Source organism: Micromonospora sp. DT15, assembly GCF_049841475.1.
GTDB lineage: Bacteria > Actinomycetota > Actinomycetes > Mycobacteriales > Micromonosporaceae > Micromonospora.
Window position 1 is genome coordinate 446,369 of record NZ_JBNCKJ010000005.1, and the last position, 9,753, is coordinate 456,121.

Sequence of the window (9,753 nt, forward strand, 5' to 3'; positions counted from 1 at the left end):
AGCCCCCCCCGCGTGTTGCCCCCCCCCCGACTGGGCCCCCCGTGGGGTGCCCCCACCCCCCCCGGGGCGGGGGGGGGGGGGGGCCCACTCGCCCCCCCCACCCCCGTTCACCCGTTCGGGTCAGACCTTGGCCTTGCCCAGGATGCGGTTCACTGTTGTACCGCATACCGGACACTTGCCCTTGGCCATGTTCATTCCGGTCTTCGAGACCTCGACGTGCCCCTCGAAGTCCCGCTTCTCCTTGCACTTCACGCAGTAACCGTTGTAGGTCGTCTGGGCCTGGTCGGCCACGATGCCCTCCTCGTCTCGTCCGCCGGTCAAAACCGTCCCGGCGGGGTGCCCGGCGGCGGGCCACACGGGGCGCCGGCGCTGGGTCTCACTCCGCGGCCACCTTCGTGACCGCTGGTCCGCGGACCCTACCCAGGTCTGGGCAGTTCCATGTCAGCTGTGCATCGACACTGTGAGGAAGTCGACGTCGAGAGTGTGCATGGCGAAATAGGTCGGATAAGTCAGTTTGGCGGGGACACGCCGACCAAACCCTGACAGCCACCCGTGCGAGTACCTCAGCAGCGCATCCGAGGCGGTGATCACCTACGGTAGGAGATGAGCTGCGGACCGGCGCCGTCGACGTTCACCAAGGGTGACGAGATGGCATGATGGCGCTGCGGTCAAGAAATTTTCGGGACGCCTGGCGACCAATCACCATTTTCTGGGCGCGTGTCGTGCGGTTGACCCTTGCGGTCCCCTGGTCAGTGGGCATTAGCTTTCCTTCGTGACACGTAGTCGAGGCTGCGCGGCCCAGTGATGGCGGGGACGCGCAAGCCGGTCGTCGAGGTGCGACGCAGTCAGCGTCGACGACGCACGGTGTCCGCGTACCGTGACGGTGAGCGAGTGGTCGTCCTCATCCCCGACCAGTTCTCCCGTGCCGAGGAGAGCGAGTGGGTCGACCGGATGCTCGCCCGGCTCGCCGCCCGGGAGGGGCGCCTTGCCCGGTCCGACGACGAGTTGCTGGCCCGCGCCAACCGGCTCATCGACCTCTACCTCGCCGGGTACGCCTCGAAGGCGGTGCCGGCGAGCGTCAGATGGGTCACCAACCAGAACGGCCGGTGGGGCTCCTGCACGCCGGCGGACCGCAGCATCCGCATCTCCCACCGCGTCCAGGAGATGCCCGATTGGGTGATCGACTACGTGTTGCTGCACGAGTTGGCGCACCTCATCGTGCCCAGCCACAACGCCCGGTTCTGGGCGCTTGTCGGTCGCTACCCGAAGTCGGAACGCGCCCGCGGCTACCTCGAAGGGGTCGCCGCCGCCTCCTCCTGCGCGCCGCTCCCCACCTGACCGCGCACTGTCGCCCCGAAGATCCACTCGCCTTTCTGAATACCGCGCTGTCGACGGCCTCGGGATACCGCGACTTCAAGGAAGTCGAGTCGATCATGGGGTCAAGCCTCGCCGGGATGGGTCGGGCGGGTCGGGTGGCTGTGTGGGGTGGGGCGCTAGGGTCTGGGGATGGCGCGACGGGTGGTGGTGGCGTTGCTCGGGCCGGTGCACTGGTCGCCGCCCGGCGTCGACCTGGCGCAGTGGCGAGCGGCGCTGGCAGAAGACGTCATCGACCTGTTCGCCACGCTCAACGAGGTGGAGGTCGCGGTCGCGGTGACCCCGGCCGACCGGGCCCTGGCCGATGCGCTGGTGTGGCCCGGAACGGCGGTGTACGAGGTGGCCGAGCCGACGCCGAACGCCGTCTTCGCCGCGCTGGAGGGGTACGACCAGGCGGCCGTGCTGGTCAGTGACGTGCCCGACCTGCCCGCCCTGACCGTCGGCAAGCTGCTTCGCCCACTCACCAGCCGGCCGGTGGCGGTGGCTCCGGTCGAGGGCGGTGGCCCGGGTCTGCTCGGGGTCGCGGTACGACTGCCCGCGCCCGACTGGCTGCCGACGCTGGAGTTGGACACGGCGACGCCGGCTGAGTCGCGCGCCAACGCACCGCGCCCGGGTGACGTGGCGGTCACCACCGGCTGGCGACGACTGCGCGGCCCGGCTGACCTGGCCACGCTCGACCCGGCCTTCGAGGGTTGGGAAGCGACCCGCGCCCTGCTCTCCGGGGCGGGCCGACCCACCTGAACCTCTCCGGGCGCGCCGACCCACCTGAACGGTGCGCCGACCCACCTGAACCGTCGGCACCGCCGAACACGCCGCGGGTGCCCGCTGTGGATCTTCGGGCACCCGCGGCGTAGGCCGTCGACGGGAGGGGGTCAGGACCTGGCGTCGCCTTCGCCTTCGGTCTCGTCGGACGGACCGGGCCGCCCCGACTGATCCGACTGGCCGGGGGCCTTCTCCTCCACCCCGCCGGGGGCGGTGAAGTCGAAGCTGTCCAGCTCGCTGAGATCCATGTCGTTCATCGCGAAGGCGACCGGATCGGCGAAGTCGTCGTCCGACGGGAGCAGGTCCGGGTGGCCCCAGACAGCGTCGCGGCCCTCGATGCCACGGTGCTCGGTGAGCGCGGCCCAGAGCGCCGCGGCCTCCCGCAGTCGGCGGGGCCGCAGTTCCAGACCGACCAGCGCGGCGAAGGTCTGCTCGGCGGGACCGCCGGCGGCCCGGCGACGGCGGAACGCCTCGCCCAGCCGGACGACGTTCGGCAGCCGGTCGCTGGCGGCGCTGTCGACGACATGGCACACCCAGCCCTCGACCAGGGCGAGTGCGGTCTCCAGGCGGGCCAGTGAGGCCTTCTGCGCCGGGGTGTCCTCCGGGGTGAAGATGCCCTCCAGGGCGATCGCCTGCATCGACTCGGGGTCGGTCGGATCGACCCGGCCCATCGCCTCCTCGATCGCCTCCCGGTTGACCCGGATGCCCGAGGCGTACATCTCGACAGCGCTGAGCACATGCCCACGCAGCCACGGGACGTGCTGGAACAGCCGCTGGTGGGCGGCCTCGCGCAGCGCCACGTAGAGGCGGACCTCGTCCTCGGGCAGCTCCAGGCCCTCGCCGTACGCCCGGATGTTGGCCGGGATCAGCGCGGCCGTGCCGGCCGGGCCGAGCGGCAGCCCGATGTCGCCGGCGGAGAGCACCTCCGCGGCGAGCGAGCCGAGGGCCTGGCCCAGCTGACCGCCGAAGAGCGCGCCACCGAGGGAGGCCACCATCGACTGCATCGGGCCGAGCTGGGCGCGCGCCTCCGGCGGCACCAGGTCGCCCATCGCGCCGACCATCCGGCTGGCGACGGGGTCGCAGAGCTTGCGCCACACGTCCAGCGTCTTGAAGATCCACTCGTTGCGGTTCCACGCAACGGGGTTCTGGATGCCGGTGGGCCACGCCGAGGCGGGCTCCAACCACAGGTCGGCGAGGCGTAGCGCCTCCTCGACTGCGTTGCGCTCGTACATCGACACCGCCGGGTCACCGGCGGCCGCGAGCTGACTGGCTGCTACCTGCCGGGCCAGGTCCCAGTTGACCGGCCCGCTGCCCGGCGCGGAGAGCAGGTGCTGCAACTGCGACATGAACTGCTGCATCTGCGCGGGATCGTTGGGGTCTGGTGGTTGCCCACCCGGGAGCGCGAAACCGAACGGAATATCAGGCACGACATCTACGGTACGCGGACCGCGCCCCAGGTAGCCGTCGCTGGCGTTGCGCTGAGGGCGAAGTCGCGTGGCGCATCCGGCGGGCGGGCCGCAACCGGTCGGTACGCTCTGCGGCATGAGACGTCGTGGCCTGACGGTCCTGCTCGGTGCCCTGTTCACCGCCCTGCTGAGCATCGGGGTGCTCCGGGTGCCGATTCCGTACGTGGTGCTGGGCCCGGGGCCGACCGTCAACACCCTCGGTACGACCGACGGCAAGGAGGTCATCCAGGTCACCGGTCGGGAGACCTCGACCTCGGCCGGCCAGTTGCGGCTCACCACGGTGGGGGTGCAACCCTCCGTGCGGTTGCGGGGGGCCATCGCGGGCTGGTTCTCCGACGACGAGGCGGTGGTGCCGCGTGAGCTGGTCTACCCGCCGGGGGAGTCGACGGAGCAGGTCGAGCAGCGCAACGCCGAGGACTTCAAGGCGTCACAGACCAGCGCGGAGACCGCAGCGCTGCGGGAGCTGGGCTTCCCGGTGCAGGTGGTGATCAAGACGGTGGCCGGGGACGGCCCGGCGGCCGGTGCGTTGAAGGTCGGCGATCTGATCACCTCGGTCGACGGCCAGCCGGTGCCGGTGGCGGCGAAGGTCACCGAGCTGGTCCGGGCCAAGCCGGCGGGCACGGCGTTGACCATCGGCTACACCCGTGACGGCACGCCGGCCACCACGACGGTGACCAGTCAGGAGCAGGACGGCCGACCGCGGATCGGTGTCGAGATCGATCAGCAGCAGCCGCACCCGTTCACGCTCGGCATCGACCTGGGGGACATCGGTGGGCCGAGCGCCGGTCTGATGTTCGCCCTGGGGATCGTGGACAAGTTGACCCCGGCCGATCTCACCGGCGGTAAGATCATCGCCGGCACCGGCACCATCGACGACGAGGGCGCCGTCGGGCCGATCGGTGGGATCGCCCAGAAGCTGGTCGGTGCCAAGCGCGCCGGGGCGAAGGTCTTCCTGGTGCCGGCGGACAACTGCGCGGAAGCGGTCCGCAATCCGCAGCCCGATCTGCCGCTGTTGCGGGTGGGCTCGTTGGACGAGGCGATGACCGCTCTGGAGACGTTGCGCGCGGGTGGTCAGCCGACGCGTTGCTGACCGGTGTGACCGTGCCCCGACACGCTCAGGAACACCCCGTACTCTGGGTGCCTGGTCGGAGCCGATCATATCGAGCGTGCGGAGCCAACAGTGGTCATGCGTAGCAGCAGCCCCCTCCCGAGGATGAGCCGGCGCGGGCGCGTCACCATCGCGGTCCTGGTCGGGGTGTTCGTGCTCTTCACCCTGCTCGGCTGGGGTGTCCAGGCGTGGACCGACTGGCTCTGGTTCGACGAGGTCCGCTACACCGAGGTCTTCACCGGCGTCCTGCTCACCCGGCTGGTGCTCTTCCTCGCCATCGGCCTCGGCATGGCGGTGATCGTCGGTGGCAACCTGTGGCTGGCCTACCGGTTGCGCCCGCGACTGCGTCCGCACTCGGTCGAGCAGGCGACCCTCGAGCGCTACCGGATGCTGCTCAGCCCGCGTCTCGGCACCTGGATCTCGCTGACCGCGGCGGTGGTCGGGCTCTTCGCCGGTCTCTCCGCGCAGAACCGTTGGAACCAGTGGCTGCTGTTCCGCAACGGCGGTGACTTCGGCATCAAGGACCCGGAGTTCGGGGTCGACATCGGCTTCTACGTCTTCCAACTGCCGTTCTGGCGCTACCTGCTCGGGGTCGCCTTCACCGCTGTGGTGCTGGCCGTGATCGGCGCGCTGGCGGTGCACTACCTCTTCGGCGGGGTCCGCCTGCAGGGCGTCGGCGACCGGATGAGCAACGCCGCCCGCGCGCACCTGAGCACGCTGGTCGCGGTCTTCGTGCTGTTGAAGGCGATCGCGTACGTGTTGGACCGGCGGGCCATGCTGCTGGAGTACAACGAGGGCGCCAAGTTGTACGGCGCCGGCTACGCCGACGTCAACGCGTTGCTGCCGGCGAAGGAGATCCTCGCCTACATCTCGATCGTGGTGGCCATCGCGATCCTCGTGTTCTCCAACGCCTGGATGCGGAACCTGGTCTGGCCGGGGATCTCGCTGGCGCTGCTCGGCGTGTCCGCGGTGGCCATCGGCGGCATCTACCCCTGGGCGGTGCAGACCTTCGAGGTCAAGCCGAGCGCCAAGGACAAGGAAGCGCCGTACATCCAGCGCAGCATCGACGCGACGCGCGCGGCGTTCGGGTTGGGGGCCACCGAGACGACCCCGTACGCGGCGAACAACCTCACCCCACCGGCGAACCTGGCCACCGACACCTCGGTGGTGTCGAACGTGCGGCTGCTCGACCCGCAGTTGGTCAGCGAGACGTACACCCAGCTCCAGCAGGTGCGTGGCTTCTACGACTTCGGCCCGAAGCTGGACATCGACAGGTACGGGGTGAACGGCAAGGTCTCCGACTACGTGGTCGGCGTCCGGGAGATCAACTACGGCGAGCTGACCGACCAGCAGAACACCTGGATCAACCGGCACACCGTCTACACCCACGGGTACGGGCTGGTGGCCGCCCCGGCCAACCAGGTGGTCTGCGGTGGGCAGCCGTTCTTCGTCTCCGGGTTCCTCGGCGAGAAGACCCAGGAGGCGTGTTCCTCGCAGACCGAGCAGATTCCGGCCAAGCAGCCGCGCATCTACTACGGCGAGCGGATGGCGGCCGACGACTACGCCATCGTCGGGCAGTCCGACCCGAACAAGAAGGCCGAGTTCGACAGGCCGGTCGGTGAGGGCGGCGGCGAGTCCTACACCTACACCGGTGAGGGCGGTGTGGAGATCGGCTCCTTCACCCGGCGACTGCTGTACGCCATCAAGGAGCAGGAGTCGAACTTCCTGCTCTCCGAGGCGGTGAACAAGGACTCCAAGCTGCTGTACGTGCGCAACCCGCGCGACCGGGTGGAGAAGGTCGCGCCGTTCCTCACCCTGGACGGCGACCCGTACCCGGCAGTGGTCGACGGTCGGGTGCAGTGGATCGTGGACGGCTACACCACGGCCGCCTCCTACCCGTACGCGGAGCGGGTCAACCTCCAGACCGAGACCACCGACGAGTTGACCAACCGGGGCACCTTCCAACTGGCCCGCGAAGACGTCAACTACATGCGCAACTCGGTCAAGGCCACCGTCGACGCGTACGACGGCACCGTGAAGCTCTACGAGTACGACGACACCGACCCGGTGCTCAAGGCGTGGAACAAGGCGTTCGGCGGCGACCTGGTGCTGCCGAAGGCGGAGATCCCGGTCGAGCTGAACGAGCACCTGCGCTACCCGGCGGACATGTTCAAGGTGCAGCGCAACCTGCTCACCAAGTTCCACGTGACGAACCCGGGTGACTTCTACTCCGCACAGGACTTCTGGCAGGTGCCCAACGTGCCGGACGCCCCGGACAGCGGTCAGAAGCAGCCCCCGTACTACCTGTTCACCCAGTTCCCCGGGCAGGAGAGCCCTCGGTTCCAGCTCACCTCGGCGGTCACCCCCAACGGCCGGCAGAACCTCGCCGCGCTGATCTCCGGGTCGTACGTCGACGGGCAGCCCCGGCTGGAGGTGCTGGAGTTGCCGGATCAGACCCGGATCTCCGGCCCGGTGCAGGTGCACCAGCAGATGACCAACAACGCGAACATCCGTCAGCAGCTCAACCTGCTCTCCAGCAACCAGGCGCAGGTGCAGTACGGCAACCTGCTCTCGTTGCCCTTCGCCGACGGGATGCTCTACGTCGAGCCGGTCTACGTGAAGAGCAACCAGCAGGACGCGTACCCGCTGTTGCAGAAGGTGCTGCTCTCGTACGGTGACGGCGGCTCCTTCGTGGCGCTCGCCGACAACATCAACGACGGCATCAAGCAGTTGGTCGAGCAGGGTAAGAAGGCAGGGCAGGGCACGTCGCCGCCGCCGACGACCGGGGGCAACCCGACGACCCCGACTCCGACGCCTTCGGGGACGGCGGCGCCATCGCCGACTCCGAGCGCCGGCACCCCACCGCCGACCGGTGACCTGGCTGCCGCCGCGGACCGGGTGCAGACCGCGATCACCGAGGTCCGGGCCGCGCAGACGTCGGGCGACTTCGAGCGGTACGGGCGTGCGCTGAAGGCCCTCGACGAGGCGCTCACCGCGTTCCAGCAGGCGCAGCAGGCCGCTGGTGCGCCGGGTGCCAGCCCGAGTGCTGGAGGCTGACCCGCCACCGCACGCAGTTCCTCCCCGAGCCCCCGTCCCTCGGACCGCATCAGGTCCGAGGGGCGGGGGCTCGGCCGTTGGCCTGATCTGTGCGTATCTGTCACGTCACCGACAGCACCGCCCGGGCCCGCAACCTGCGGTGCCGGTCCGCCGTCCTCAATGCAACGGGGTGGGGACGAGGGGGAACTGTCGTGCGGGACGCGCAGAGCTTCGATGACTTCTACCGCAGCACCGCCCGCCGGACGCTGCGGTACGGCTACGCGGTCGCTGGCGACCACGGTGAGGCGCAGGACCTGGTGCAGGAGGCGTACACCCGGGCCTGGCGGCAGTGGGGGCGACTGTCGTCGCATCCGGCGCCGGAGGCGTGGCTGCGGCTCGTGGTGGCCCGGCTGGCGACCGACCGCTGGCGGCGCCTGCACCGTTGGCGGGTGGTGCTGAGCCGTACCGGACCGCCGGCGGTCGCACCTCCACCCAGCGAGGACGGGGTGCTCCTGGTCCGAGCGCTCCGGCAGTTGCCCGCCACGCACCGGCAGGCACTGGCCCTGCACTACCTCTTCGACATGTCCGTCGAGGAGATCGCCCGGGAGACCGACGTGCCGGTCGGCACCGTGAAGTCCTGGCTGTCCCGGGGCCGGTCCCGGCTGGCCGCGCTGCTGCCCGACCTCAGGGTCGTGGAGTTGGAGGCGAACGATGTCAGTCGAACTCTCTGACCTGTACCGGTCGCTCGGCACCGTCGCGGACGGGCACGAGCTGACCCGACCCGAGTCCCTTCGGCGGTTCGCCGACCGGCGGGCCCGAGCACGGGTAGCCGGTTCGACGCTCGCGGTGGCGCTGCTCGTGGGCGGAATTGTCGTCGGTGGCCGACTGGCGTACCCGGCGGACGGTTCCGCACCGCCGCCCGCCGACATCCCTGGCCCGTCGCCGACCGGGGCGACGGCGACCTCCCTGCCGTCACCCACGCCGACTCCCTCGGCACCGCTACCGTCGCGGACCACAGCGAGCGGCACGCCGTCGCAGCCGGTCACCACCGGGCCGGCGGCACCGCGGCCGCCCACCTCGATCCCGGACCGCGCCTTCTTCCTGCTGGCGGCCCCGAATCGGACCGGACTGGAATCCTCGGGGGAGGGTCCGGCACTGCCGACGCTGTGCGGCGCTCGCCTGCCCAGCGACTCGGCCATGGTCCAACGCCGTGGTCGCTACCTGGCCTACAAGATGCCGGAGACGCCGACGGGGCACGTGCCGGACGGTAGCTACCGGCACACCATCACCATCTACCGGGCAGGTCGCGCCGACGACGCGTTGCGGGAGCTGCGGCAGGCGGTGCGCGACTGCCCCGACCAGAAGCTGCCCGACGACAACAGGACGTGGCGACAGCGGCTGCTGGCCTCGGGGGCGTACGGGGACGGGTCGGTGCTGTTCGAGATGCGGGCTCCGATGCCGGACGGGATGGGTGAGCCGGGTACGGAGGAGGTTCGGCTGGTCCGGGCGGTCCGGGTCGGGGACGTGGTGACGGTGCTCTGGGAACAGGGTTGGGAGCACACGGTCGCCGTTCGGTCCCAGGTCGATGCCGACAGCCGACGGGCGGTCGCGGCGATCGAGGACTGGCTCGACTGACAACGCCCAGGTCAGAGCTGTCCGTGTCGGCGGTATCGGAGTCGCTTTGCGGTGTCCCGGGTTGGTGCGCTACGGTTAGCGAACCGACGCGGGGTGGAGCAGCTCGGTAGCTCGCTGGGCTCATAACCCAGAGGTCGCAGGTTCAAATCCTGTCCCCGCTACGAGAGAAACACCAGTTCGAAGCCCGCCTCCGGTTCTCCGGAGGCGGGCTTTCGACATTCCGGGGTGCCGGCCACAGCGGATGGCGACCCCACTGATCATCGCCCGGAACGGGTGAGTTAGTCTTAACCAGTCGACGCGGGGTGGAGCAGCTCGGTAGCTCGCTGGGCTCATAACCCAGAGGTCGCAGGTTCAAATCCTGTCCCCGCTACC

At 70.1% G+C, this 9,753-nt stretch carries 8 protein-coding genes and 2 tRNA genes; 8 read left to right on the forward strand and 2 right to left on the reverse strand.

The features are described 5' to 3' along the window. Positions 1 to 120: 120 nt before the first annotated feature. Positions 121 to 291 (reverse strand): DUF5679 domain-containing protein, encoded by a 171-nt coding sequence (locus tag ACLQ3F_RS14580; protein WP_167457767.1) that lies wholly within the window; start codon positions 289 to 291, stop codon positions 121 to 123. 513 nt (positions 292 to 804) lie between these two features. Here ACLQ3F_RS14580 and ACLQ3F_RS14585 point away from each other — a divergent pair. Together ACLQ3F_RS14585 and ACLQ3F_RS14590 are read left to right on the forward strand one after the other, a co-directional pair. Then, positions 805 to 1,338 (forward strand): M48 metallopeptidase family protein, encoded by a 534-nt coding sequence (locus ACLQ3F_RS14585; RefSeq protein ID WP_357207139.1) that lies wholly within the window; start codon positions 805 to 807, stop codon positions 1,336 to 1,338. A 168-nt stretch (positions 1,339 to 1,506) separates the two neighbouring features. Further along, on the forward strand, positions 1,507 to 2,115 hold the full coding sequence (locus ACLQ3F_RS14590) for a hypothetical protein (protein ID WP_425849254.1): 609 nt from the start codon (positions 1,507 to 1,509) through the stop codon (positions 2,113 to 2,115). 131 nt (positions 2,116 to 2,246) lie between these two features. On the opposite strand, the gene ACLQ3F_RS14595 is transcribed toward ACLQ3F_RS14590, so the two are convergent. Then, complete coding sequence (locus tag ACLQ3F_RS14595; RefSeq protein WP_425849256.1) at positions 2,247 to 3,563, reverse strand: zinc-dependent metalloprotease; 1,317 nt, start codon at positions 3,561 to 3,563, stop codon at positions 2,247 to 2,249. Positions 3,564 to 3,678: 115 nt separating this feature from the next. On the opposite strand from ACLQ3F_RS14595, the gene ACLQ3F_RS14600 reads away from it, so the two are divergent. The 6 genes from ACLQ3F_RS14600 (at position 3,679) to ACLQ3F_RS14625 (ending at position 9,751) form a co-directional block, all read left to right on the forward strand. Beyond that, the gene (locus ACLQ3F_RS14600; protein WP_425849259.1) at positions 3,679 to 4,692 is read left to right on the forward strand and encodes a YlbL family protein; all 1,014 of its coding nucleotides are present in this window, start codon (positions 3,679 to 3,681) and stop codon (positions 4,690 to 4,692) included. 96 nt (positions 4,693 to 4,788) lie between these two features. Then, positions 4,789 to 7,767, forward strand: coding sequence for a UPF0182 family protein (locus tag ACLQ3F_RS14605; protein ID WP_425849262.1), 2,979 nt, complete (start codon positions 4,789 to 4,791; stop codon positions 7,765 to 7,767). Between the two features lie 191 nt (positions 7,768 to 7,958). Further along, positions 7,959 to 8,477 (forward strand): SigE family RNA polymerase sigma factor, encoded by a 519-nt coding sequence (locus tag ACLQ3F_RS14610; RefSeq protein ID WP_357207130.1) that lies wholly within the window; start codon positions 7,959 to 7,961, stop codon positions 8,475 to 8,477. Then, on the forward strand, positions 8,458 to 9,381 hold the full coding sequence (locus ACLQ3F_RS14615) for a hypothetical protein (RefSeq protein ID WP_425849266.1): 924 nt from the start codon (positions 8,458 to 8,460) through the stop codon (positions 9,379 to 9,381). Before ACLQ3F_RS14610 ends, ACLQ3F_RS14615 begins: the two co-directional genes overlap by 20 nt. An 87-nt stretch (positions 9,382 to 9,468) precedes the next feature. After that, positions 9,469 to 9,542, forward strand: a tRNA-Met gene (locus tag ACLQ3F_RS14620). A 135-nt stretch (positions 9,543 to 9,677) separates the two neighbouring features. Continuing rightward, positions 9,678 to 9,751, forward strand: a tRNA-Met gene (locus ACLQ3F_RS14625). Positions 9,752 to 9,753 lie beyond the last annotated feature (2 nt).

Bases quoted from the DNA above. Each gene is read 5' to 3' on its own strand.
- ACLQ3F_RS14615 (WP_425849266.1), top strand. From the start codon at position 8,458: ATGTCAGTCGAACTCTCTGACCTGTACCGGTCGCTCGGCACCGTCGCG.
- ACLQ3F_RS14605 (WP_425849262.1), top strand. From the start codon at position 4,789: ATGCGTAGCAGCAGCCCCCTCCCGAGGATGAGCCGGCGCGGGCGCGTC.
- ACLQ3F_RS14600 (WP_425849259.1), top strand. From the start codon at position 3,679: ATGAGACGTCGTGGCCTGACGGTCCTGCTCGGTGCCCTGTTCACCGCC.
- ACLQ3F_RS14585 (WP_357207139.1), top strand. From the start codon at position 805: ATGGCGGGGACGCGCAAGCCGGTCGTCGAGGTGCGACGCAGTCAGCGT.
- ACLQ3F_RS14590 (WP_425849254.1), top strand. From the start codon at position 1,507: ATGGCGCGACGGGTGGTGGTGGCGTTGCTCGGGCCGGTGCACTGGTCG.